Below are 23,862 nucleotides of genomic sequence, written 5' to 3' on the forward strand. Positions count from 1 at the left end.
GCGCGTCGATGCAGTCGTCGAGCCATTCCTCGACGGCCCGATGGCCGCGCGCGATACACGCTTCGAGATCGGCGCGGTTGTCGACTTTCTCGCCGTGGTACTGCAGATGGCGGCGCAGCGCGATGAGCGAGGCGCGCGAAAGCAGGATGTCCCATTTGCCGGCGGGCTTGTGCGCCGAGGGCAGGGCGCTCGGCGGCACGGGCATCACGGCGAAGTCGCCCGCGTTGCCGTTGAGGCCGCGCACGCAGTCGCCGTCAATCGCAATGCCGCCGCCGATGGCCGCGCCGAGAAAGAGATAAAGGAAGTCGTCGCGCTGGCGCCCGCAGCCGTAGAAGATCTCGGCGATGGCGGCGGCGTTGCCGTCGTTTTCGCTGAACACGGGCAGCCCGAGCGCGCGGCCCAGATCGCTCGCGAAATCGACGTCGTTCCAGACGCGGAATGCTTCAGCGGGCAGGCCCAGCTCGCTCAGCCAGCTGCCGAGGTTGTACGGCTGCGCCACGCCAATGCCGGCAAGACGGTTGCGTTCGGATTTGTCAAGCAATCCTGAGAGTTCGCGAATATCCCGCTGGACGATTTCCTGCGCGAGCGGCGGTGCGGGGAGCAGCATGTCGTGCGAGCGGCGCCCGATCATCCGGCCCGCGAAGTCCACGAGCACGGTTTCGATGTTGGTCCGGTCCAGGCGCACGCCGATGGCGAACGCGCCGCGCGGCGCGAGGCGCAGCAGCGAGGCGGGCTGGCCGCGGCCGCCGTCCAGACGCCGGCCGCTCATCTCGATCAGGCCGTTCTCCGTGAGCGAGGTGATGATGCTGCCCACCGCCGTGCTGGTGAGATTGGCGAGGCGGGCGAGATCGGCCTTCGAGGCCTCGCCGGCGCGCCGCAGCGCCTGCAGCAGCAGGCGCTCGTTGAAGCGGCGGACATTGGCCGAGTTGCTGCCCTGGCCGACATGCGGACTTCTCACGGGTCTCCTCCAGTGACGCCAGCGGTTCGATGCAACGGTGCTGGCGACTAAATAAATCAAGTTGATTTATTTAATATCGGAACCCACTCGCTTGTCAGCCTGGGGAAATCCCGGCCATCGTCAGGTGCGGGTCTGGGCGCGGGAAGGCACGACAGGCTATGAACCGCCGCCGTGCGCGGCGAGCACGCAGGCATTCCGGAGGCTCTCTCAGTTCGAAAAGGGATTTCCGAAGGCTGACATGCCCCGGTCACATGTTTAAATAAACCAACATGAATTAATTAATTGCCGAGGAGATGGCGCGCTAACAGTTCAACGGCCAACTTCGGGCTTGATGCAAACAGCGAGGGCGCGGGTGGGGTTCAGTCCGGCAGATCCTGCAACGAAAATCCGCTGCCGGGACACGGCCAGACGGGTGCGTTCGTGGGCATGCAGCCTCTCGTCCGAGGACACCCGCCGAACCGTTTTTGACGCTGCTGAGAGAGGCGCGTTTTGGGTGCGACTCGTCGAGTCGCACCGTCTTTTTTCTGGTCGTGAACCGTATTCCCGTCTGCGTCAATCGTTCGCGCTTCGGACGGTCGACCGGTCAGATCGATCCACAGGGTCTGCGGCTAGTGTGAAAACCCGGAGGCCGTTTCGCTGAGGCTCTTGCCTTTGGTTTCGGGCGCGAGCCATTGCGACACGCCAGCACCGACAGCAGCGATGCCCGCAGCGATGAGTATGGTCACCGAGGGGCCGAGATTGGCGATGGACCAGGGCATCAGGAACGTACCGAGGCCTGCTCCTATCCGGCTGAAGGCGGCCGCGAAACCCGTTCCGATCCCGCGGATCTCGGTCGGAAATACCTCGCCCGGGTAGATGCAGGTGAGCGTGCCGCAGCCTGCGTTGAAGAACGAGAATGCGAGGAACAGGCCCAGCACGACCACGCCAGGCGCACCCGACCACATGCCGAGAATCACGAGGATCACCGTAATGATCCATTGCGGCGGGACGGTCAGCACACGGCGGCCGGCCTTGTCGATCAGCAAGACCGTGGCCACGCTCCCGGCCAACGCGACCGCAGACAGTCCGACCCCTCCGGCGAGACCGCCACCGAGACCGAACTTCTGCAGCACGCTGTCGGCGAATGTGGCGATGGCGAAGTACGGCGTGACCACACAGAAAAAGAACAGCGACACAAACAGCGTGACCCGCCAATACTGACGGGAGAACAGCATCGCAAAGCCGCCGCCCGAGTGAGTCGCCTCCCGCTCCATGTCGGCCATGTCCGAGGCGCTTTCCATATACCGATAAGCGACGGCGCGTGCCTGGTTGAGACGATTCTTGCTCCACAGCCAGCGAGGCGACTCGGGCATGCCAAGCCGGCCCAGAAACAACGCCACCGCGATGAAGGTGCTGGTGCCGAGGATGTTGCGCCACCCGAGGTCCGTATAGCGGTCCAGAAGATAGCCCACGACGAAGGCGAACATGAAGCCGGCATACCAGGCGATGAGGGTCAACCCCATGAGCCGCCCGCGAATCCTGGCCGGAGAGAATTCCGATAACAGCGGCCAACCCACCGAGTATTCCGCGCCGATCGCAATGCCCATGAGCAGGCGCACCACAAACAGTTGCAGCGGTAACGGGATAAATAACTGCGCGGATCCGACGAAGAACTGCATGACCGACGCGATTACGAACAACGCCATGTCGAGCATGAAAAGCGGTTTGCGGCCGAACTTGTCGCCGGCCCACCCGCCCAGCGGCGATCCGATCAGGATCCCGAACAATGCGCCGGCCGCGATCAGCCCCTCCCAGACGGTCGATATGCCGAGTTCGGCGGTCATCTTGCTGGACACCGGGCCAACGATGCCAAGGATATAGCCGTCCAGAAACGTGCCGCCGGTAATCACCGTGATCATTCTTATCATGAAGCGTCGTTTGAACGCTGCGGATGTTTCATCCCCAGACGCCATGGCAGAAACGGCAGCTTTCTTTTCCAGCGCGGTCATGCGTGTCTCCTTTCTTTGCGGCATGCATCAGAGCCGGCATGCCGCACCGGCCCGCTCTGGCGGACGCCAAAACGGAGCCATGTCCGATTCATTAAGGATGAAGGTGGGCCAGGCGCGAAGCTTCGTCACAGGTGCGCTACCCGGTTTTGATGGCGCTAGCGAATGCTTTGCGCGCCATGGCGTTGCGAAGGCGGACGACTTGAGAAGCCAGCGGCGTGGCGATGCTGTTTTAATTGAGTCTATTGCGCTGCTCAAAATCGGACTGCCGCATTCGCGCCGTAAATCTGCCTGTAAACGACGCCAGCACGACGCCAGGAAAATTTATGCGCGACGGGATTTACGCGGTCAGGTCTTCTATGCCGAACCACGTCGAAGCGTGCCCGATAGCCTGATCGAGACTCCCAAGCATTGCCATGCTAACCCCGATGGCTTCAGCCGGTGGCTGCTTCACATCCGGCACTATCACGACCCGTATCCCTGCGCGATGTGCGGCAAGCACACCGTTCTCGCTATCCTCAAACGCCAGGCAATCGCCCGGCGATTTCCCCAGCCGGGAAGCCGCAAGCTCATACACGGCCGGATCGGGTTTACCACGAGCGACTTCATCCCCACCCGCGATCGCATCGAAGAAGTCGAGCACGTCGACCCGTGCAAGCCGGGCTCGAATCTCTTGTCCGCCTGATGACGACGCGACGGCGCATGGGACTCCAGCATTGGCCAATGCAGTGAGCAGGCCACGTACTCCTGGCTTCAGTGGAAAGACCGGTGGATTCGCCGGAGAGTGCAGCCGCTGCCGGGCGCGCGTAAGCGCTTCCTGAAAGAGCGGCTCCGCTCCGAACATTTTCGCCAGCATCGCGTGGCACTCGGGCAGCGATCTCCCGATGATCTCGGCGTAGTCGACAGGCCGGATATGAACGCCAAGTTCTTGTCCGACGGATATCCACGTGTTCATGATCGTTCGCTCCGAATCGATCAGTAACCCGTCCATGTCGAAGATTGCAGCGGAAAACATAGGCAAAGTATCCTGGGTGCTTGAGGTGTTGCATGCCACTATACCCGCAGCGCGGAACGATTCATGGTCGATTCCGCCGGAAATTTGCCCAGCCCTGTCAATCAATATGGGTCGCTAATCCATACCCTGTTTCAACGCTCCGCTAATCCACCGCTCTTCGGAAGCCATGAGGTGCGCGCGCATCGCTGTTTGCGCTGCGATCGGGTCGCCGGCCTGCAAAGCCTTGAGCACAGCCTCATGTTCGCGAACGGCTGCCGTCCAGGTTTGGGGGCTTTCCGCATGACCTCGCATGGCCGCTGCGATCGGGTCGTGGCGGCTGTCGAATAACTCTCCCATATAGCGGCTGAGCACCGAATTGCCTGCGGCTTCCGCGATCAACATGTGAAATTGCCGGTCCGCCTCAACGGGCGATTTGCCCGCCGCCGCGAGTCGGCGCATCCGCTCGACTGTGCGGCGTAACCGATCCAGCATGGCTGCGGTCATATGCGCCGTGGCGAGCACGACCACACTGCCTTCGATAGTGGCTCGCGCCTGCATCAATTCCGATGGACTGTCGCCCAGCGCTCCCACAGTGCCTGCGGCGTCCTCGCCCGCCTCGCAAACATAGACGCCCGATCCCATTCGTATCTCGACCTGGCCGCCGATCTCGAGCGCGATCAAGGCCTCGCGTAGCGACGGTCGCGACACGCCCAACTGCAGCGCCAGCTCGCGTTCGGGCGGCAAACGTTCTCCTGGCGGAAATTCACCTTGACGGATCAACGCGAGGATCTGGGTGGCGATGGATTGGTAAAGCCGCTTGGGTTCTGTTGATTTCATCGTGGGGGGTGAAATGGGCGCCGCGAAGGGCCCTGGAGCCTGCGTCAAAGTCTAGCACGATGGCTCACAGCCATTGCTTCGCAAGCGATCGAAGGAGCCAGTGGGGTTTCTACTATTGGTAAGATCTGTATATATAAATCAATGTTGGCTTGACCAAACGGGTGAATTTGGCTTTAATTCACTCAAATTGGACTGACCGCATGCAGGCCTGCGGTTGGCCGGACATGGAGACGCAATGACGCAGCCCCGCAGTCCATCAAGCCTTGCTGTCGCTGAGCCGGGACGAGAGATCCTGCGCCTCGAAGGCGTCGTGAAGCGATTTCCCGGCGTAGTGGCCCTCGATGGCATTCGTCTGGACCTTCGGGAGGGCGAGGTTCACGCGGTTTGCGGCGAGAACGGCGCCGGCAAATCGACGCTGATGAAAATCATCAGCGGCCAGTACCCGCCTGACGAAGGCACCATGCGTTTTCGCGGCGCGTCGGTCCGGTTCGGTTCGACGCGGGAGGCGCAGGCCGCCGGCATCGCGATCATTCATCAGGAACTGAACCTCATTCCGCATTTGAGCGTGGCGGAGAATCTCTACCTTGCCCGCGAGCCGAAGCGCGGTCCGTTCGTCGATACCCGCAAGCTCAACGCGGATGCCGTGCGCTGCCTGCAACGAATCGGCCTCGACGTGCCGCCTGCGACGCTGGTGGGCACCCTGTCGATTGCCCAGCAGCAGATGGTTGAAATTGCAAAAGCGCTTTCGTTCGATTCGAACGTGGTGATCATGGACGAGCCGACGTCTTCCTTGACCGAATCGGAAACGGCACAGCTCTTTCGAATCATTCAGGAACTCCGCGCGGCTGGCGTGGCGATCCTTTACATCTCGCATCGCCTCGACGAGATGGCACAGATCGTAGATCGCGTAACGATCCTGCGCGACGGCCGGCATATTTCGACTGACGATTTCGCAGCGTTGACGGTGAATGACATTGTCGCGCGCATGGTGGGGCGATCCCTCGATGATGCATACCCTGCGCGGCAATCCACACCCACGAAGGAGGTGCTGCTGAGCGCGCGGGAACTGCGCCGCAATGGCGTATTTGGCCCCGTGTCATTCGAGTTGCGTAAAGGCGAAATCCTTGGTTTCGCAGGTCTCATGGGGGCGGGCCGCACGGAGGTCGCCAGAGCGATCTTTGGCGCGGACAGGCTGGACGAAGGGACGCTCGAGTTGCTCGGCAATCGCGTGACGATTCGCTCGCCGCGCGAAGCGATTCGCCATGGCATTGCTTACCTCTCGGAAGACCGCAAGCAGGAGGGCCTCGCGCTCGGGATGTCTGTCGCCGCGAATATCACGCTTTCGAACGTTGGCGGCATCTCGTCTCGCGCGGGCTTCCTGCGCTTCGATGAAGAAGCCGCAATCGCGCATCGCTATGTGCATGACCTGGCCATTCGCACGCCTTCGGTTGCGCAGATCGTTCGCAACCTTTCAGGCGGCAATCAGCAAAAGGTGGTGATCGGCAAATGGTTGTACAGAGGGTCGAAGATTTTGTTCTTCGACGAGCCCACGCGCGGCATCGACGTAGGCGCGAAGTTCGCCATTTACGGCCTGATGGATCGGCTTGCCGCGGACGGAGTGGGCGTCGTATTGATCAGCTCCGAGTTGCCCGAGTTGCTTGGAATGACCGATCGGATCGCTGTTTTTCACGAGGGGCGGATAACGGCCGTTCTGGAAACGAAACACACCAGTCAGGAGGAGATCATGCACTTTGCTTCGGGGCGCGCACATGCTTGAAATGACTTCGGATCGTAGCCAGCCGGCGGACCGCCCGGCTCGACAGCGGCGCCGCGACCTCATTCAGAAGTTCGCGGCTCTGGGCAGCCTCGTTGCCCTTGTCATTGCGTTCTCGGTCACCAGTTCGGCCTTCTTTTCTGTCGGCAACATGATGACCGTCAGCTTGCAGGTGACATCGATCGCCTACCTGGGCGTGGCCGCGACGTGCGTCATCATCACAGGCGGTATCGACCTGTCGGTCGGCTCGGTGCTGGCGCTCGCGGGCGTATCGGCCGCGTTGCTCACGAAGGCCGGCATTCCGGTGCCCCTCGCCATGCTTTGCGGCGTGCTCGTAGGTGCGCTGTGCGGATACGTCAACGGGATCTGTGTCACGCGCATGGGGTTGCCGCCTTTCATTGCGACGCTCGGCATGATGCTGGTCGCTCGCGGTCTCGCTCTGCAAATTACCGGAGCCCGGCCGGTCTCGGACCTCGGCAATGCGTTCGGAGTCCTCGGTAACGGGGCCTTGTTCCGGGTTTCCCATATCGGCGCGGATGGATTTCCGGATACGACGTTTCCGGGCATTCCCTATCCCGTCGTCATCATGATCGTGTTCTTCATCGCAGGCGCCATCCTCCTGTCGAAGACTTCGCTCGGCCGGCATATCTACGCGGTCGGCTCCAACCCCGAAGCGGCTCGTCTGTCCGGCGTCGACGTTCGAGGCGTAACGATGTTCGCCTACGTGCTTTCCGGCGCATTGGCCGGCGTCACAGGTTGCGTGCTGATGTCGCGTCTCGTGACGGGTCAGCCCAACGAAGGCGTCATGTACGAGCTCGACGCGATCGCCAGCGCCGTGATCGGCGGAACGTCGCTGATGGGCGGCGTGGGCACGATTTCGGGCACCGCCATCGGCGCATTCGTCATTGGCGTGCTGCGCAACGGCCTGAACATGAACGGTGTGTCGAGTTTCATTCAGCAGATCATCATCGGCGTCGTGATTCTGGGCACCGTCTGGGTCGATCAGCTGCGAAGCAGGAAGCGTTAATCAAACGTTGTTCAACCACGAAAAAAGAGGAGCGAGACATGCAGAAGCTTTCGATTTTTGCGGTATCGGCGTTGTTGTGCGCGGCTTTCAGCACGGGCGCGCATGCGGCAGGCGGCGAGATCGCCGTAATCGTCAAGACGGTTAATTCGAACTACTGGCAAAACGTGCAGAAAGGCGCGAACGCCGCACTCGACGGCGCGAAGGGATACACGATGACCTTCCAGGGCCCGGCCGCGGAATCCGATATCACGGCTGAAGTGAACATGGTCGAGAATGCAGTCAACCGGCACGTCGCGGGCATTGTGCTTGCGCCGTCCGATCCCGATGCGCTCGTGCCGGCCATCAAGAAAGCGTGGGAGGCGCACATTCCCGTTGTGCTGATCGACTCCGCGCTGTCCGATGCCGGCAAGCAGTACTACCAGTCGTTTCTCTCCACCGACAACGAGAAGGCCGGCGAGCTTTGCGCACAGGCGCTGATCGACCGCGTCGGTCAGTCGGGAAAGATCGCGCTCATGTCCTACGTTCCGGGTGCTGGATCGGAAATCGGGCGTGTCGGCGGCTTCAAGAAGTATCTCGCGGCGCATTCGAAACTGCAGATCGTCGGCCCGTACTACTCGCAGTCCCAGATGGCGACGGCCCTCAACCAGACCACCGATGTACTCTCCGCGAATCCCGATTTGAAGGGGATTTTCGGTGCTAACGAGCCGACGGCAGTCGGGGTGGGACGCGCGCTCAAGCAGACCGGAAAGGCGGGCAAAGTGGTGGCAATCGGGTTCGATGGCAATCAGGACCTGCAAAATTTCGTGCGCGACGGGACAATCCAGGGGATCGCGGTCCAAGGGTCATACCAGATGGGATACAAGGGAATTCAGACGGTCGTGAACGTCATCGAACACAAGAGCGTCGCGAAGGATATCGATACGGGCGTGGTGATGGTCGACAAGCAAAATCTCGACTCGTCCACGGCAAAGAACGTCCTTTACTGACGATGCCGATGTTTAGCTAACCGAAAGGACATTCCCATGCTTAGCGTGATTTGCGAATCGCCGGGAGTGCTGCGCGCACAGCATTCCGACACGCCCGTTCGAGCAGGCGGCGAAGTACTGCTGCGTGTATCTCGCGTTGGAATTTGCGGCACCGACCTGCATATCTTCACGGGCAATCAGCCTTATCTGCAGTACCCGCGCGTGATGGGACACGAGTTTTCCGGTGTGGTTGTCGAGGCTGATCACGACTCGGGATTGGCTCCAGGCGACGGCGTCTACGTCATGCCGTATCTGTCGTGCGGGCATTGCGTCGCGTGCCGGCAAGGCAAGACCAACTGTTGCGTCGACATCAAGGTGTTGGGTGTGCATCGAGACGGCGCACTTGCCGAGTACCTCAGCATACCCGCGCAGTTCGTTCATAAAGCGGAAGGCGTTACGCTCGATCAGGCCGCGATGCTCGAATTTTTGGCGATCGGGGCGCATGCGGTGCGACGCGCGGAGGTATCGGCCGGCCAACGTGTGCTGGTGGTCGGGGCCGGTCCGATTGGCATGGCCGCAATGATCTTTGCGAAACTGCGGGGCGCCAACGTGACCTGCCTCGATACGCGTTCCGATCGTCTGGCGCTTTGCAAGTCTCAGTTGAATGTCGACGCTGCGGTTGCTGTCGGCCCCACGGACGCTGAACAACTTGCGTCGCTCACGCACGACGAATTCTTCGATGTCGTTTTTGACGCGACAGGCAATATCGATGCGATGAACCGCGGATTCGGATTTGTAGCCCACGGCGGCAAATACACGCTGATCTCCATTGTGCCGGGGCAGGTAACGTTCTCCGACCCGGAGTTTCACAAGCGCGAGATGACCTTGCTCGCCAGCCGGAACGCAACCGCCGCCGACTTCGAGACCGTGCTGGAAGCCATGCGCGCGGGGCGCATTCCGGATCAAGCCCTGAACACGCACCGAATGCGGCTCGCCGATGTCCCGGAGGCGCTGCCGCGTTTGCTCGAGACCGGGCAGACCGTGGTGAAAGCGTTGGTAGAGTGCTGACCGAATGCTGTGCAACGTTCGGGGCGGGCCGCATGAGTGAACCGATACTTCAGTTCGGCACGAGCCGATTTCTTCTCGCGCATGTTGCGTTATTTGTGTCCCAGGCACTGGATCGCGGCGATGCGATTGGCGGCATCGGCGTCGTGCAGACCACCAGCAATCCCGTCAGTCAGGCGCGTGTCGCTGCGCTGTCGCGGCATGGCGGCTATCCCGTCCGGATCCGCGGCAGGGAGCACGGCGCGGTGGTGGACAAAGTCGTCGTCTGCGACGGCATTCGCTCCGCGTGGATTGCCGATCGCGACTGGACGACGGTTCGCCGCGCAACGATCGAAGACGTGCGCGTCATCGTGTCGAACACCGGCGACACGGGCTACCGCCTCGACGAGCGAGATACGCCCGATCTGCTTTCGACTGGCGGCGGCGTGCCTCGCAGCTACCCCGCGAAGCTGCTCGCCTTGCTTCATGTGCGTTGGCAGGAGCGCCCCGGCGACGGCCTGTCGATTTTCCCGTGCGAATTGGTGGAGAACAACGGCGATACCCTGCGCGAGATCGTGCTCGGGCTGGCAACGCAATGGTCATTGCCCGAGCCTTTCATCGACTACGTACGGCAGCGCTGCGTCTGGGTGAACTCGCTCGTTGACCGGATCGTCTCCGAACCGATTGATCCGGTGGGCGCGGTGGCTGAGCCCTATGCATTGTGGGCGGTCGAGCGACGTGCGGGAATGGAGTTACCGTGCTTCCACGAGAACCTTGTTCTGACTGACGACTTGCGCAGCCACGAAAGGTTGAAGCTGTTTGTTCTCAATCTTGGCCACAGCTGGCTGGCGCAGCAGTGGCTTATCGAAGGGCGGCCGCTGGCCGAGACGGTGCTCGATGCAATGAACGATTCGCGTATGCGTGCTGAAATCGAAGCCGTATGGCGCGAGGAGGTCATGCCTGTCTTCGATGCGCTGGGCATGGGCAACCAGGCCGAGGACTACCTGATCAGCGTGCGCGAGCGGTTCTGCAATCCGTACCTCGAGCATCGAATTGCAGACATCGCGCAAAACCACGTAGCGAAGGTCAAGAGGCGGGTGTTGCCGCTGATCGAGCTCGCGAACGCCCTGTCGATGCGAAACGCTCAGCCGCGCTTGCGTGGCGTGCTGACGAGTCATGGACTCGTCTGATCAACGAAGATCCGCAACCGCGCATTGTTCCCAATGGGCGCTTTGAGCGCCATCGTGCAAAATATCCGCATCCAGAACGCGGAGATTGGCCGGTGGGCATCAACTTCGACTTGAATGACTTGCAGGCATTCCGGGCAGTGGTGGAGCTCGGAAGCTTCCGCAAGGCCGCCGAGGCGGTGAGCATCTCGCAGCCGGCCTTGAGCCGCAGGATCGACAAGCTCGAGGAAGCGCTCGGCGTACGGCTGTTCGAGCGCACCACGCGCAGCGTCGCGCTCACCACGGTCGGCCGCGTGTTCGCGCGGAGCGCCGAACAACTGCTCGACGATCTCGATGTCGCGTTGCTCGGCATCCGCGATGTTTCATCGAGCCGATTGGGGCACGTCACCGTCGCCTGCGTGCCCTCGGTGGCCTACTACTTCCTGCCGGGCGCTATCGCGAGCTATCATCGCCGCTTTCCCCGCATTCGGGTCAAATTGCTCGATGTGAGCGCCAACGAGGTGCTCTCGGCCGTCATCAGCGGAGAGGCTGATTTCGGCGTGAGCTTCGTGGGCAGCCAGGAGTCCGAGGTCGAGTTTAAAGTGCTGCTGCAGGAGCGCTTCGTTGCCGCCTGCCGTCGCGATCACCCGCTCGCGCGCAAGAAGCGCGTGACCTGGAACGAGCTTTACGAGCATGAGTATGTCTCGGTGGACAAGACTTCCGGCAACCGGCTCTTGCTCGATCAGGCGCTTTCGGCCGTGACGCCGCGTTTGCCGAGTGTCTGCGAGACGCGCCATGTCACGACCATGCTGGGTCTGGTCGAAGCGGGCCTCGGTGTCGCGGCGGTGCCGTCAATGGCCATGCCCGGGCACAACCACCCCATCCTCACTAGCGTGCCGCTCGTCGAACCGGTGGTAAAGCGGCGCGTCGGCATCGTGAGACGCAGAGGACGCCCGCTCACCCCGGCTGCGCAGGAGTTTCACAGAACGATTGTCGAAATGAAGCGTAGTGCGGTGGCAAACCCCGATGCCTCGGACACCGCGCATCCCTGAAAAAGCAGCTAGACAGGAAACTCCCCTTGTGATGCTGGCAAGACCGCTTCGTTTGCTCTATGTGCAAGTCCTGCTGGGCATGGTGTTCGGCATGGCAGTCGGTCACTTGTGGCCGCAGGCCGGCGCGCTGCTCAAGCCCTTGAGCGACGGCTTTGTTAGCCTCATGAGGATGATGATTGCGCCGATTGTCTTTTGCACCATCGTCTCCGGCATCACTTCGCTTGCGAACGGGAAGGCGATCGGGCGCACCATCTTGTGGGCGCTGGCGCTCTTTTATGCGCTGACTGCCGTGGCGCTCGCGCTGGGGCTTGCCACCGCTATCGTGCTGCGGCCTGGCGCGGGCATGCACATCGACGCTCAACATCTGGACGTGTCCGTCCTCGCGCAATATGCGAGGCACGCGCAGCCACACGGCCTTGTCGCGTTCGCGCTGAGCGTCATTCCCGATACCTTGCCCGGCGCCTTCGAAAATGGCGAGGTGCTGCCCGTGTTGCTGATTTCGCTGCTATTCGGCTTTGCGCTAAATTCGGTTCCGGACGCGGGCAGGCCGGTGCTAGCGCTCATCGACGGATTGGCGCAGATCCTGTTCCGCATTCTGACGATGATCATGCGACTCGCGCCGCTCGGTGCGTTCGGCGCGATGGCTTTTACGGTGGGCCGCTTCGGCATCCGCTCGGTTGGCTCGCTCGGCATGCTGATGGTTTCCTTCTACGTGGCGTGCCTGCTGTTCATTGCGCTGGTGCCTGGCGTGCTTGCGCGGCTTCACGGTTTCGCGCTTTGGCGGCTCTTGCGATACCTTCGCGAGGAGTTGCTCATCGTTCTGGCGACGTCGTCGACGGAGCCGGTGCTGCCGCGCCTGATCGCGAAGCTGGAGGCGCTCGGCTGCGACAAGGGGGTAGTCGGGCTCGTGCTGCCCGCGGGCTATTCGTTCAATCTCGACGGCACCGCGATCTATCTGACGCTCGCCTCGATGTTCATTGCGCAGGCGTGCGACGTGCCGCTGTCCGCGCCGCAGATCGCGATGATGCTCGCAGTCATGCTGCTTACGTCGAAGGGCGCGGCCGGCGTGTCGGGCAGCGGACTGGTTGCTCTTGTCGCGACGCTCACGGTGATTCCCGATTTGCCTGTCGCCGGGGTGGCGCTGCTGGTGGGCATCGACCGCTTCATGTCCGAGGCGCGCGCCCTGACGAGCGTAATCAGCAACGCGTGCGCGGTGATCTTCGTTTCGATGTGGCAAGGCGCGTGCGATCGCACGCGTCTCGCCCGCATGCTCGGGCCTCAGTGAGTGGAGACCGAATCGAGCCCCGTCGCTTTCACTTCAGCTTGTACGCCAGGGGACGCCAGATAGTCGAGCAGGGCTTTCGCTTCCTTTGGATGCTGCGCGTTGACGGGAATGCCGGCGGCAAAACGCGTGACGGACTGCAGAGACTCCGGGATTTTTCCGACGAAGCTCGCCCCCTTGACGGGTAACAGCTCGCTCACCTGCTGAAAGCCGATTTCGTAGTCGCCGTTCGCCACCACCGAAGCCACCGGAATGCGCGGGATCATCTTCGCCTTCGGCTTGACCTGTTCTTCGACGCCGAGCTTCTCGAACAACTCCCGCTCGATATAGACACCGCTCGCGCTGTCCGAGTAGGCGATCGACTTCGCATGCAGCAGCGCCTGCCGGAGACCATCTGCCGAGCTGATATCGGGTTTCGCCGCGCCTTCACGCACGACCATGCCGATGCGCGAATCGGCCAGTTCGACCCGCGATCCGGGGATGACCTTGCCTTCCTTGATCAGTTCGTCGAGTGCGTAGCCCACCATGATGACAGCGTCCGCAGGTTCGCCGCGCGCGAGCCTGTTGGGGATCGCTTCGGGCGATTTGCCCATCGACGGACCCAGCGCGGTATCGAGCGTGTTGCCCGTCTCGGCTGCGAACTTGGGACCCAGGAGCTTGTACGCCGCGGTAAAGCCGCCCGAGCTCATGACGTGCAGGTCGGCGGCCTGCACGTTCGCCCCGGCGGCCGAGGTTGCGACGAGCGTTGCCGCGCAGAGTTTCAGAAGCAGATTCTTCATGATCGGAGTCGTGTCAGATAGCGGATAATAGTTGTGTGCGCAACTAGAAGCGCATTAATGCGCCGGCGTCAAAGTTACCGCGCGCCGGCGATAGAGCGCGAACGTCGCGCAAAGCGCGCAGGCCGCGGCGAAGCTCATCCAGTAGCCGGGTGCGGCCTTATCGTTGGTCATGTGGATGAGCGCCGTCGAAATCGCTGGCGTGAAACCGCCGAAAACCGCCGTCGCGAGGCTATAGGCGAGCGAGAAACCCGCAACGCGCACTTGCGCCGGCATCACTTCGGTCAGTGCGACGACCATCGCGCCGTTATAGATGCCGTACATGAACGAGAGCCAAAGGAGGGCGAGCAGCATGTTCTGGAAGCTCGGCGCATGGGCGAGCAGCGACAGCGTGGGGTAGGCGGTTGCGATGGCGAGCATCGTCATGCCGACGAGGAGCGGCCGGCGGCCGATCTTGTCGGAGAGGGCGCCGCCTATCGGAAGCCATATGAAGTTCGACACGGCGACACACAGCGTCACGAGCAAGCTGTCTGCGGTGCTCAGATGCAGGACCGTCTTGCCGAAAGTCGGCGCATAGACCGTGATCAGATAGAAGCTCGCGGTGGTCATCGCCACCAGCATCATGCCGGCGACCACGACCGCCCAGTTCTGGGCCAGCGTGCGGAACACTTCGTTCATCGTGGGACGATGCTGGCGCGCCTTGAACTCCTGCGTTTCTTCCAGATTGCGGCGCAGCATGAAAATGAACGGCACGATCATGCAGCCGACCAGGAAGGGCACTCGCCATCCCCACGCCGCAATGGCCGTTGCGCTCAGCGCCTGGTTGAGGGCAAAGCCGAGCGCCGCCGCCACGACGATGGCGACTTGCTGGCTGGCGGACTGCCAGCTCGTGAAGAAGCCCTTGCGGCCTGGCGTGGCCATCTCGGCGAGATACACGGATACGCCCCCCAATTCAGCGCCTGCCGAAAACCCCTGCAGGAGCCGGCCAACGAGCACCAGCGCGGGCGCCAGCAGCCCGATAGTCGCGTAGCCCGGTACGAACGCGATCAGGATCGTGCCGCTCGCCATGATGGAGAGCGTGACGATGAGGCCCTTGCGGCGGCCCACGTCGTCGATGTACGCGCCCAGCACGATCGCGCCCAGCGGGCGCATCAGAAAGCCGGCGCCGAAGACTGCGAACGTCATCATCAGCGAGGCAAATTCGCTCGTCGCAGGAAAGAAGACGCTGGCGATTTGCGTCGCGTAGAAGCCGAACAGAAAGAAGTCGAACTGCTCGAGGAAATTCCCGGCCGTTACGCGGAATACCGCCGCGGCTTTTGAACGTCCGGCCGAAAGGGTAGAGGGCGAAGGATGCATCAATGTGTCTCCTGAAATCGCGGAATAAGCGTGGTCCGCGCTTGTATGCAGGGAATATTGACTCAGGACGCCCTAAACGAAAATTGCAATTTTTCGAAGTATTGATGTCAAAAGCTGATCAATGCCGCAATGCAAGGGCGGCGCCGCCGCGGCGATACAGCGCGAGGGTCGCGACGAGCCCGCATGCAGCGGCGAAACACAGCCAGTAGCCCGGCGCGGCCTTGTCGCCCGTGATGTCGATGAGATACGTCGATACGGCCGGTGTGAAGCCGCCGAAAACCGCGGTGGCGAGACTGAACGCGAGCGAGAAACCGGCCACGCGAACCTCGGCCGGCATGACTTCCGTAAGCGCTGCGACCGCCGCGCCGTTATACATGCCGAAGAAGAACGAGAACCACAGCAGCACGGCGAGCATGCGGCCGAAGCTCGGCGCCGACGCAAGCCAGGAGAGCGACGGATACGCCGTGCAGATGGCGAGCACCGTGATGGCAATGAGAATCGGCTTGCGGCCGATGCGGTCCGAGAGCGCCCCGCCCACCGGCAGCCAGAAGAAGTTCGAAAGGCCCACGCACAGCGTAACGATCAGGCTATCCCCGGTAGTGAGTTTCAGAACGGCTTTGCCGAAGGTCGGCGTATAGACGGTGATGAGGTAGAAGGTGGTGGTCGTCATGGCCACGAGCAGCATGCCGGCGAGCACCGTCCGCCAGTTTTGCAGCATGGTCGCGAATACTTCGCGGGCGCGCGGATGATGCGTGCGCGCCTTGAACTCGTCGGTTTCCTGCAACGTGCGTCGCAGCACAAAGATAATCGGCACGATCGCGCAGCCGACGAAGAACGGAATGCGCCATCCCCATGCGCCGATTTCGCTGGCCGTCATCAAATGATTGAGCAGATAGCCGAGCGCGGCTGCGGCCACGATGGCGACTTGCTGGCTCGCGGATTGCCAGCTCGTATAGAAGCCTTTGCGGCCCGGCGTCGCCATTTCCGCCAGATAGACCGAGACGCCGCCCAGTTCGGCGCCCGCGGAAAAGCCTTGCAACAGGCGTCCGAGCAGCACGAGGGCCGGCGCCAGCAAGCCGATCGTCGCGTATCCGGGCACGCACGCGATCAGGATCGTGCCGCATGCCATGATCGAAAGCGTGACGATCAACCCTTTGCGGCGGCCTGCTTCATCGATGTACGCGCCGAGCACGATCGCACCCAGCGGACGCATCAGAAAGCCCGCGCCGAACACGCTGAAGGTGAGCATCAGCGAGGCGAACTCGCTCTTCGACGGGAAAAAGATGTGCGAAATGGTGGTCGCATAGAAGCCGAAAAGAAAGAAGTCGAACTGCTCCAGAAAATTGCCGCTGGTCACGCGCAGGACCGCGCCGAATTTCGACGTTCGAACCTGCGCGTTGTCCCCGGCATTGAGCGATGAGGGATGCATGAGTTGTCTCCATGGATGTGTTATGCGACTGCGCCTGCCCATCGAAAGCATTGCCGTGGGGGCGCCATCAATCCGAGCCGAGCTGCAGACGGCTGGCTTGCCGCTTTTCGATCGATGACTTGAGAAGCGCTGCGCTGCGATAGATCCCGTGGGCGAATTTGCCGTAGGGCAGCGTGGCGAAGAGCGCCATCACGACGCCGAGGTGAAGGGCCAGGAGCCAGGCCATCGCGGCGCTATCGCGCCACGCGAGGAGCGCGAGGCCCGAGGCGCTGGTGAGCAGCAGCAGCGCAATGAAGCCGCGGTCCATCGGACGCTGGTTCGGATCGCTGCGGGCCGGGTCGCGACGCAGGTTCAGCCAGAGCAGGCCCGCCGGTCCGGCGAGCAAGCCGATTCCGCCGGTCGTGCCGAGCAGCACGGGCAGGCTGAGCACCGGGTAGGGCGCGTGAAGGCCGAGCGCGTAGTGATAGAAGGTGGCCACCACCGTGGCTGCGAAGCAGAGCATGAAGCCATAGAAAGTCAAATGATGAAAACGCCGCCGCGCGAGCGTGAACGCATCATCGGACTCGTTGCAGCCTTCGCCATGGCCCCCGTCGAGATACTTCAGCGTGAGCGCGTGCTTCGCGGCCTCGGCGACGGCCGGCGCGCTGGCCGGTCCCGCCGACACGTCGCGCCAGAATTTCGACACGCCGATGCCGAGCGCGAGAATCGCGAAGCCGAAGACCGCGCCGAACATCGCCGCGAGCAGGTTATGCGGGAAGATTGCGTAGAAGTTGCCGCCGAATCCGCCCAATGCGCCTGCGAACAGCGAGCCCTTGAACCCGGTGCCAAGCGCCAGAAAGAGGGCGAGCCCGATCGCGAGCGCAAGCGCGACAGTCAATCCGTTGCGCTTGTAGAGCGCGCCCATCGATGCGGGCCACGCATATTCGGCATAGGTTTCGACGCGGACTTTGGCCATTGCCTTCGGCACGTTCACGGCGAATTCATGGGGCGGGGCGTACTGGCATGCGTGATAGCACGCGCCGCAGTTGTGGCACAGGTTGGCGAGATAGTTGACGTCCGCCTTGGCGAATTCGAGGCGCCGTGTCATCGCGGGAAAGACCGCGCAGAAGCCTTCGCAGTAACGGCATGCATTGCAGATCTGCATCTGCCGTGCGACTTCGGCTTCGTTTTGCGTGAGAGGGAGCACGCGGATAATCGGCGTCGCGGGTTCGCTCATGGCGGTGCGGCGGGTGATGACGGAAGGCGAGGCGAGTTCCCGCGCTTCGCGGGCAAGCGCTTCAAGCTTTTGCACGTTGAACTCCAGTGTGATGAGCAGCAGCCATCGCGGCCTGCGTGCCGGCAATGCGTCCGAATGCGGTGCCGATCGACATGCCGACGCCTGCGGTATAACCCTTGCCGAGCACGTTGCCGGCCATCATTTCGCCAGCGACGAAAAGGTTTGCGCTAGGGCGCCCGCCGAAATGCACCTGGGCGCGGTCATTGACCTTGAGTCCCAGGTAGGTGAACGTGATGCCCGGCCGCAATGCATAGCCGAAGAAGGGCGGAGTATCGAGTGGCCGCGCCCAGTGGGTTTTCGCTGGCGTGAGGCCTTCGGTGCGGCAGTCGTCGAGTGCCGTGTGATCGAAGGCGCCAGCGCGGCACGCTGCGTTGTAGCTACGAATCGTCTCGACGAACGCCGCTTCGGGAAGATTCAATTGACGCGCCAGTTCGTTCAGCGAATCGGCTTTCGCGCCCGGGAAGACCGGCGGCATGAAACGGCCAACGGCCTTCGCGTCGATGATCGAATAGCCGATCTGGCCCGGCTGCTGCGCGACGAGCCGCCCCCAGATCGCATAGCGCTTTGGCCAGAAGTCTTCGCCCTCGTCGTAAAAACGCTGCGCGTCGCGGTTGACGACGACGCCGAGCGATACGCAGTCGATACGCGTGCAGATGCCGCCATCGTAGAGCGGCGCGCGGGCGTCGATGGCGACGCAGTGCGACTGCGACGGATCGCCAATCGCATCGGCCCCCGAGTCGATCATGTGCTTGAGCAGCACGCCCTGATTGAAGCGCGTGCCGCGAATCAGAAAGTTGTCGGCGGGCCATTCGCCGCGCTCGTTTTGGCCCCACGCTTCTCGCAGCCATTCGCGATTCGATTCGAATCCGCCGGCCGCGAGCACGCAGGCGCGCGCCTCGAAACGTTGCGCGCCGCTGCGCGCCGCGACGAAGCGGCCCGCGTCGAGCTCGATTGCGTCGACAGGCGTGTCGTAGCGGATCTGCACGCCGAGCGCTTCGGCGCTGCGGTAGTAGGCGTTCACGAGCGCCTTGCCGCCGCCCATGAAGAAGGCATTGGTTCGCGCGACGTGCAGGGCGCCGGAAAGCGGCGGCTGAAAGCGCACGCCGTGCTTGTGCATCCACGGACGGCACGTCGACGATGCCCGGATCACGAGCCGTGCGAGCGCCTCGTTCGTGATGCCGCCGGTCACCTTGAGCAAGTCTTGCCAGTACTCCTCTTCAGGATATGCATCGACGAGCACGTCCTGCGGCGCGTCGTGCATGCAGCGCAGGTTGCGAGTGTGCTGGGAATTTCCGCCCCGCCATTCGCGCGGCGCCGATTCGAGAAGCAGGACCGAGGCGCCGGCTTCTCGCGCCATCAAAGCGGCGCACAGCGCGGCGTTGCCTCCGCCGATTACAAGAACGTCGACCATCTGAGTTGTCTCCTTTGAGACAACTATAAGAAGCAGGGGGCGGCGCCGCCATCAGCGAGCCGGCAACAGGTCTTCAGGTTTCGTGAAGGGTGGGCCGGCGCAGCGTTGCGCCGGGCCAGCGGCCAGCGGCGACGGTCTCGCGCGCGACGTCGGCGAGCACGACGCGCGCGGCCAGCCCGGCGGGCGAAAGCTCGTCGTCCGAGACGCTCGCGATCAGGTTCGGCCTCGTCGCGTATTTTTCGACGAGCGGCACGCTCGCCAGCGACGCGTTCTCGGCGCGTGCGAGTGCCGCTCCGGGTTGAATCGTTGCACCGAGTCCGCCGCGCACGGCGTCCATGAGCATGGCGAGGCCGTCGATCTCGGCGGCGATGCGCGGCGCGTAGCCGGCGCGTTTGAAGGCGGCGTCGAGCAGGGCGCGAAGGCCGTGTGCGCCGCTTGGCAGGATCAGCGGCAGGGCGCCCAGCTTCGCGATGGAGGTTCTCGGCCGCTCGGGCATGCCGGGCAGCGCCGCGGAACCGATCACGAACAGGCGCTCGTCGAGCAGCGGCATGACGCTCCAGCGTTGCGCGGGCTCTTCGCGGAACAGGATCGCCAGGTCGATTTGCCGTGCGCCGAGCATTGCGCCCAGATAACCGGAGAGGCTTTCGACCATGCGCAGCCGCACATCGGGATAGCGCTCGCGCATCGCCTGCATGAAAGCGAGACCGACCACGCCTGTCGTGCTGGGCGCGAGACCCACGCTGACATGGCCCGAGAGGCGCGCCTGGCGGGCGGCATGGGCGGCGTCGTCGATGTGGCGCAGCGCGAGTTGCGCCTGACGCCAGAAGGCGAGACCTGCATCGGTGGGCACGACGCCGCTCGAGGTTCGCTGCAGCAGCCGCGTGGAGAGCTCGCTTTCGAGCCTGCTGATCTGCTGGCTGAGCGCCGACGTGACGACGCCCAGCTCGAGCGCGGCCCTGCCCATGCTGCCGTGTTCGACGACGCTGACGAAATATCGCAACTGCCGGAGTTCCATCGAAAGCCTCAGAGTTTGCGGTCCCGGAAGACCGGTTCGCGCGCATCGAGCGTGATGCGATTGAGCGGACGCCTTCATCTGGCCACAAAGCAGCTTAATTTCTGTCGACGCGTCGCCATCGCGCCGATTGTAAACCTCGAGATGCAGACTTCATCGACTATCTGGTTGCATGCGCGCGGATCGTCTCGCACTGCTGCATGGAAATGCGGATAATGCATGGCTATCTCCTGTTCAGTCGTGTGCTGCACCCTGGCGGTATGCGTGGCCGGACGAACTGCAACTGAAAGAAATTTCACCATGCGTATTCCGCCGCTCAAGGCAATCATCGCGTTCGAAAGCGTGGCCAGGACGAAAAGCGTGAACCGCGCGGCCGAGGAACTCGGACTCACCGCTTCGGCGGTGAGCCATCAACTCAGCAATCTCGAGTCGATCATCGGCCAGCCCTTGTTCCAGCGTTCGGGGCGAGGCCTCGTTCTCACGCCAACGGGCCAGCGCTATCTCTCCGATGTGACAGGGTCGCTCGCGGACCTGAGCCGCGCGACCGAGCGCGCGTCGAGCCCCGCGGAACTCGATATCCTGCGCGTGCACTCGAGCCCGAGTTTCGGCCTCATGTGGCTGCTGCCACGGCTTTCGTCGTTTCAGCAGGCGAATGACGACATCCAGCTCAATGTGGCCTGCTCGTATGAAAACGTTTCGTTCTCGAACGGCTTTTACGACATCGACATCCGCCACGGTTACGGCAACTGGGACAACCTCGAAGTGAAGACCGTGCGCGGCGAATTCATCGCGCCGCTGGCTTCTCCCGCGTATCTCGCACAGCATCCGGTGCGCACGCCCGAGGATTTGCTGGACCATCGCCTCATTTATTCGGAGTCGCCGCTCGTTCAGTGGAAACAATGGTTCGGCAGGGCAGGCGTGCCGGCGGCGCGTAAAACATTCGACTTTTCGTTCGACCGCTCGTATATGTCGCTGGAGACCGCCGTGCTGGGTCTGGGCATCGCGCTCGAAAGCCTCATGCTCGCCTCGGTAAAAATCCGGGACGGACTGCTCGTGCCGGTTTTCGACGAGAGCCATGCCGTCGAAGTGGGCGCGCATCATCTGGTTTACCCGACGCAGAACGCCGATCTGCCGCGCGTCCAGCGCTTCCTCGCCTGGATGGAGCGCGAGGCGGCAGCCGGCAAGCCGGCGCGGCGCTGAACGCGCGGCGCGCGCCCGTGTGCGCCGGGGGCGCCGGGTCCATCTGAATTTTTCTCAGCTATCGTTGAACGTTTCCGCGTTGATGCGGGGGCTCTGTGCGCCGACACTTGAGTCACCAATCAACACTCAGGAGACATCTCATGTTGCTCGAGAACCGGATCGTCATCGTGACGGGCGCGGCCTCGCCCCGCGGAATCGGCAAGGCCACGGCGAAGGCGCTGGCTGCACAAGGCGCACGCATTGCGATTCTCGATCTGCGCAAGGAAGACGCTCAGGCCGCTGCCGCCGATCTCGGCGCGGGGCACCTGGGGCTCGCCTGCGACGTGACCGACAAGGCCGCGTGTGTCGAGGCCGCGCGCGCGACGTTCGAACACTTCGGCCGCATCGACGGCCTCATCAACAACGCGGGCATTACGCAACCGGTGCGCACGCTGGAAATCGGCGGCAAGGACTTCGACGCGATCGTCGACGTGAATCTGCGCGGTACGCTCTATATGTCCCAGGCCGTGATCCCCGTCATGAAGGACCAGAACGGCGGCAGCATCGTCTGCATGTCGTCGGTTTCCGCGCAGCGCGGCGGCGGCATTTTCGGCGGCCCGCACTATAGCGCTGCGAAGGCGGGCGTGCTCGGCCTTGCCAAGGCAATGGCGCGCGAGTTCGGTCCGAACCGCATCCGCGTGAATTCGATCACGCCTGGACTGATCCAGACCGATATCACGGGCGACAAGCTCACGCCCGAGATGCGCGCCGACATCATCAAGGGCATTCCGCTCGGCCGGCTCGGCGACGCAGCCGACGTTGCCAACGCGTGCCTTTTCCTCGTGAGCCACCTGTCGAGCTACCTGACGGGCATTACGCTGGACGTCAACGGCGGCATGCTCATTCACTGACGCTGCGATGCGCTGAACCAAAGCGCCGCGCTCGCGCGGCAGGTATTGACAGGCACCCGGGACCACCCGGGGCCGTGGCAGGAGACAACCATGAAGTCCCGATACAGTGCGCCGCTCATCGCTGACGAGGCGCCCGATGCCCCCGCGCGCAGCGATGCGCCGAGTTTCGAAGCCAGAACCTACGCAAAGGTGAGCCGCAGGCTGATTCCGTTCCTGATGCTCTGCTACCTGGGCGCGTATCTGGATCGCGTCAACGTCGGCTTCGCGAAGCTGCAGATGCTCAATGATCTGCGCTTTAGCGAAACCGTGTACGGCATGGGTGCAGGCATTTTCTTTCTCGGCTACTTTCTGTTCGAAGTGCCAAGCAATCTCGTGCTTCACAAGGTTGGCGCGCGCAAATGGCTGGCGCGGATCATGCTGACGTGGGCGGTCATTTCGGCGAGCTTCGTGTTCGTCAAATCGCCGGTCGTTTTTTACGCGCTGCGCTTTTTGCTCGGCGTTGCCGAAGCGGGCTTCGCGCCCGGCGTGATCCTCTATCTGACTTACTGGTACCCGTCGGCGCGCCGCGCCAAGGCGCTCTCGCTCTTCTTCATGGCGATTCCGCTGGCGGGCATCGTGGGCGGGCCGCTCTCCGGGGCGATCCTGCATGGGTTGCACGGCACGATGGCAATGGCAGGCTGGAAGTGGCTGTTCCTGCTCGAAGCCTTGCCGTCGCTCGTGCTCGGCATCGCCATCCTGCTGTTTCTCGATGACGGCATCGCCAGCGCGAAGTGGCTCACGGATGCCGAAAAGGCGCTGCTCGCGCGCAACGTGGCGGGCGACGACGCGCACCGCACCGCCCACCTCTCGATCCGCGCGTTCGTGGGCGACCGGCGCTTGTGGCTCATGGCCGCGATCTACTTCTGCGTGGTGCTGGGTCAGTACGGCCTGACGTTCTGGCTGCCCACCATCATCCGCAAGGCGGGCGTTGCCGATCCGCTCTGGGTGGGGATTTTCACGGCGATTCCGTATCTCTGCGCCATCGTTGCGCTGCCGCTGGTCGGCATGAGCGCGGACCGCCGCCGCGAGCGCCGGCTGCACCTCGCGATTCCGATGCTCGTATCGGCCGCCGGCTTCGCGACCTTGCCCATGCTCGGCGGCGTGGGGGCATCGATCGTCTGCCTGAGCATCGCATCGGCCGGCATTCTCGTGTCGTCCTCGCAGTTCTGGTCGCTGCCCACGGCGCTGCTCGGCGGGGTATCGGCCGCCGCGGGCATTGCCGCCGTGAACTGCTTTGCCAATCTCGCCGGGTTCTTTTCGCCCGCGATCGTCGGCTGGCTCAACGATCTCACCGGGAAATCGACTGCCGGCCTCGTATTCATCTCACTGGCGGTGACGCTGGGCGCCTTGCTCGTGTTCCTCGTTCCCGCCCGCTCTGTCAACCGCTGA

At 62.9% G+C, this 23,862-nt stretch carries 20 protein-coding genes; 10 read left to right on the forward strand and 10 right to left on the reverse strand.

Annotated elements, in window-relative coordinates; translation table 11 throughout:
• The 4 genes from NH14_RS25925 to NH14_RS25940 all read right to left on the reverse strand — a co-directional run.
• On the reverse strand, positions 1-958 hold a 958-nt coding region (locus NH14_RS25925; protein ID WP_168727160.1), incomplete at its 3' end, for an ROK family transcriptional regulator.
• Between the two features lie 608 nt (positions 959-1,566).
• On the reverse strand, positions 1,567-2,946 hold the full coding sequence (locus tag NH14_RS25930; protein ID WP_035529931.1) for an MFS transporter: 1,380 nt from the start codon (positions 2,944-2,946) through the stop codon (positions 1,567-1,569).
• A 337-nt stretch (positions 2,947-3,283) separates the two neighbouring features.
• The gene (locus NH14_RS25935; RefSeq protein ID WP_035529929.1) at positions 3,284-3,958 is read right to left on the reverse strand and encodes an HAD family hydrolase; all 675 of its coding nucleotides are present in this window, start codon (positions 3,956-3,958) and stop codon (positions 3,284-3,286) included.
• 114 nt (positions 3,959-4,072) lie between these two features.
• Entirely contained in the window at positions 4,073-4,774 is a 702-nt protein-coding gene (locus tag NH14_RS25940) for a FadR/GntR family transcriptional regulator (protein WP_035529926.1), read from the reverse strand.
• Between the two features lie 235 nt (positions 4,775-5,009).
• Here NH14_RS25940 and NH14_RS25945 point away from each other — a divergent pair, with 235 nt between their 5' ends.
• From NH14_RS25945 to dctA, 7 genes are all read left to right on the forward strand, one after another.
• A complete protein-coding gene (locus NH14_RS25945) occupies positions 5,010-6,551 on the forward strand; it encodes a sugar ABC transporter ATP-binding protein (protein WP_035529924.1) in 1,542 nt (513 codons plus the stop codon).
• On the forward strand, positions 6,544-7,575 hold the full coding sequence (locus NH14_RS25950) for an ABC transporter permease (protein ID WP_035529922.1): 1,032 nt from the start codon (positions 6,544-6,546) through the stop codon (positions 7,573-7,575). The genes NH14_RS25945 and NH14_RS25950 overlap by 8 nt, the downstream gene beginning before the upstream one ends.
• Before the next feature lie 38 nt (positions 7,576-7,613).
• Positions 7,614-8,561 (forward strand): ABC transporter substrate-binding protein, encoded by a 948-nt coding sequence (locus tag NH14_RS25955; RefSeq protein ID WP_035529920.1) that lies wholly within the window; start codon positions 7,614-7,616, stop codon positions 8,559-8,561.
• Positions 8,562-8,597: 36 nt separating this feature from the next.
• The gene (locus tag NH14_RS25960) at positions 8,598-9,608 is read left to right on the forward strand and encodes a zinc-binding alcohol dehydrogenase family protein (protein WP_035529918.1); all 1,011 of its coding nucleotides are present in this window, start codon (positions 8,598-8,600) and stop codon (positions 9,606-9,608) included.
• Between the two features lie 32 nt (positions 9,609-9,640).
• Complete coding sequence (locus NH14_RS25965; RefSeq protein ID WP_035530018.1) at positions 9,641-10,774, forward strand: mannitol dehydrogenase family protein; 1,134 nt, start codon at positions 9,641-9,643, stop codon at positions 10,772-10,774.
• Positions 10,775-10,866: 92 nt separating this feature from the next.
• On the forward strand, positions 10,867-11,802 hold the full coding sequence (locus tag NH14_RS25970) for a LysR family transcriptional regulator (RefSeq protein WP_035529916.1): 936 nt from the start codon (positions 10,867-10,869) through the stop codon (positions 11,800-11,802).
• Positions 11,803-11,830: 28 nt separating this feature from the next.
• On the forward strand, positions 11,831-13,087 hold the full coding sequence (gene dctA, locus NH14_RS25975) for a C4-dicarboxylate transporter DctA (protein WP_052148248.1): 1,257 nt from the start codon (positions 11,831-11,833) through the stop codon (positions 13,085-13,087).
• On the opposite strand, the gene NH14_RS25980 is transcribed toward dctA, so the two are convergent.
• From NH14_RS25980 to NH14_RS26005, 6 genes are all read right to left on the reverse strand, one after another.
• Positions 13,081-13,863, reverse strand: coding sequence for a substrate-binding domain-containing protein (locus NH14_RS25980; RefSeq protein ID WP_035529914.1), 783 nt, complete (start codon positions 13,861-13,863; stop codon positions 13,081-13,083). The genes dctA and NH14_RS25980 overlap by 7 nt on opposite strands.
• Positions 13,864-13,917: 54 nt before the next feature.
• The gene (locus NH14_RS25985) at positions 13,918-15,216 is read right to left on the reverse strand and encodes an MFS transporter (protein ID WP_035529912.1); all 1,299 of its coding nucleotides are present in this window, start codon (positions 15,214-15,216) and stop codon (positions 13,918-13,920) included.
• Positions 15,217-15,334: 118 nt separating this feature from the next.
• Positions 15,335-16,645 carry an MFS transporter gene (locus NH14_RS25990; RefSeq protein ID WP_035529909.1) on the reverse strand — a complete coding sequence of 437 codons (1,311 nt, stop codon included), beginning with the start codon at positions 16,643-16,645 and terminating at the stop codon, positions 15,335-15,337.
• A 67-nt stretch (positions 16,646-16,712) separates the two neighbouring features.
• The gene (gene tcuB, locus NH14_RS25995; protein ID WP_035529908.1) at positions 16,713-17,936 is read right to left on the reverse strand and encodes a tricarballylate utilization 4Fe-4S protein TcuB; all 1,224 of its coding nucleotides are present in this window, start codon (positions 17,934-17,936) and stop codon (positions 16,713-16,715) included.
• The gene (gene tcuA / locus NH14_RS26000; protein ID WP_035529906.1) at positions 17,923-19,332 is read right to left on the reverse strand and encodes an FAD-dependent tricarballylate dehydrogenase TcuA; all 1,410 of its coding nucleotides are present in this window, start codon (positions 19,330-19,332) and stop codon (positions 17,923-17,925) included. The genes tcuB and tcuA overlap by 14 nt, the downstream gene beginning before the upstream one ends.
• A 73-nt stretch (positions 19,333-19,405) precedes the next feature.
• A complete protein-coding gene (locus tag NH14_RS26005) occupies positions 19,406-20,347 on the reverse strand; it encodes a LysR family transcriptional regulator (RefSeq protein WP_035529905.1) in 942 nt (313 codons plus the stop codon).
• Between the two features lie 297 nt (positions 20,348-20,644).
• On the opposite strand from NH14_RS26005, the gene NH14_RS26010 reads away from it, so the two are divergent.
• The 3 genes from NH14_RS26010 (at position 20,645) to NH14_RS26020 (ending at position 23,862) form a co-directional block, all read left to right on the forward strand.
• Positions 20,645-21,544 (forward strand): LysR substrate-binding domain-containing protein, encoded by a 900-nt coding sequence (locus NH14_RS26010; protein ID WP_035529904.1) that lies wholly within the window; start codon positions 20,645-20,647, stop codon positions 21,542-21,544.
• A 140-nt stretch (positions 21,545-21,684) separates the two neighbouring features.
• Entirely contained in the window at positions 21,685-22,434 is a 750-nt protein-coding gene (locus NH14_RS26015) for an SDR family NAD(P)-dependent oxidoreductase (protein ID WP_035529902.1), read from the forward strand.
• A gap of 90 nt (positions 22,435-22,524) precedes the next feature.
• Positions 22,525-23,862: an MFS transporter gene (locus NH14_RS26020; RefSeq protein WP_035529899.1), complete on the forward strand. Its 1,338-nt coding sequence runs from the start codon at positions 22,525-22,527 to the stop codon at positions 23,860-23,862.

Source organism: Paraburkholderia sacchari (genome assembly GCF_000785435.2).
Lineage (GTDB): Bacteria > Pseudomonadota > Gammaproteobacteria > Burkholderiales > Burkholderiaceae > Paraburkholderia > Paraburkholderia sacchari.

Coding starts and splice junctions, on each gene's coding strand:
- NH14_RS25930 (WP_035529931.1), bottom strand. CDS start 2,946: ATGACCGCGCTGGAAAAGAAAGCTGCCGTTTCTGCCATGGCGTCTGGG.
- NH14_RS25935 (WP_035529929.1), bottom strand. CDS start 3,958: ATGTTTTCCGCTGCAATCTTCGACATGGACGGGTTACTGATCGATTCG.
- NH14_RS25940 (WP_035529926.1), bottom strand. CDS start 4,774: ATGAAATCAACAGAACCCAAGCGGCTTTACCAATCCATCGCCACCCAG.
- NH14_RS25945 (WP_035529924.1), top strand. CDS start 5,010: ATGACGCAGCCCCGCAGTCCATCAAGCCTTGCTGTCGCTGAGCCGGGA.
- NH14_RS25950 (WP_035529922.1), top strand. CDS start 6,544: ATGCTTGAAATGACTTCGGATCGTAGCCAGCCGGCGGACCGCCCGGCT.
- NH14_RS25955 (WP_035529920.1), top strand. CDS start 7,614: ATGCAGAAGCTTTCGATTTTTGCGGTATCGGCGTTGTTGTGCGCGGCT.
- NH14_RS25960 (WP_035529918.1), top strand. CDS start 8,598: ATGCTTAGCGTGATTTGCGAATCGCCGGGAGTGCTGCGCGCACAGCAT.
- NH14_RS25965 (WP_035530018.1), top strand. CDS start 9,641: ATGAGTGAACCGATACTTCAGTTCGGCACGAGCCGATTTCTTCTCGCG.
- NH14_RS25980 (WP_035529914.1), bottom strand. CDS start 13,863: ATGAAGAATCTGCTTCTGAAACTCTGCGCGGCAACGCTCGTCGCAACC.
- NH14_RS25985 (WP_035529912.1), bottom strand. CDS start 15,216: ATGCATCCTTCGCCCTCTACCCTTTCGGCCGGACGTTCAAAAGCCGCG.
- NH14_RS25990 (WP_035529909.1), bottom strand. CDS start 16,645: ATGCATCCCTCATCGCTCAATGCCGGGGACAACGCGCAGGTTCGAACG.
- tcuA (WP_035529906.1), bottom strand. CDS start 19,332: ATGGTCGACGTTCTTGTAATCGGCGGAGGCAACGCCGCGCTGTGCGCC.
- NH14_RS26005 (WP_035529905.1), bottom strand. CDS start 20,347: ATGGAACTCCGGCAGTTGCGATATTTCGTCAGCGTCGTCGAACACGGC.
- NH14_RS26010 (WP_035529904.1), top strand. CDS start 20,645: ATGCGTATTCCGCCGCTCAAGGCAATCATCGCGTTCGAAAGCGTGGCC.
- NH14_RS26015 (WP_035529902.1), top strand. CDS start 21,685: ATGTTGCTCGAGAACCGGATCGTCATCGTGACGGGCGCGGCCTCGCCC.
- NH14_RS26020 (WP_035529899.1), top strand. CDS start 22,525: ATGAAGTCCCGATACAGTGCGCCGCTCATCGCTGACGAGGCGCCCGAT.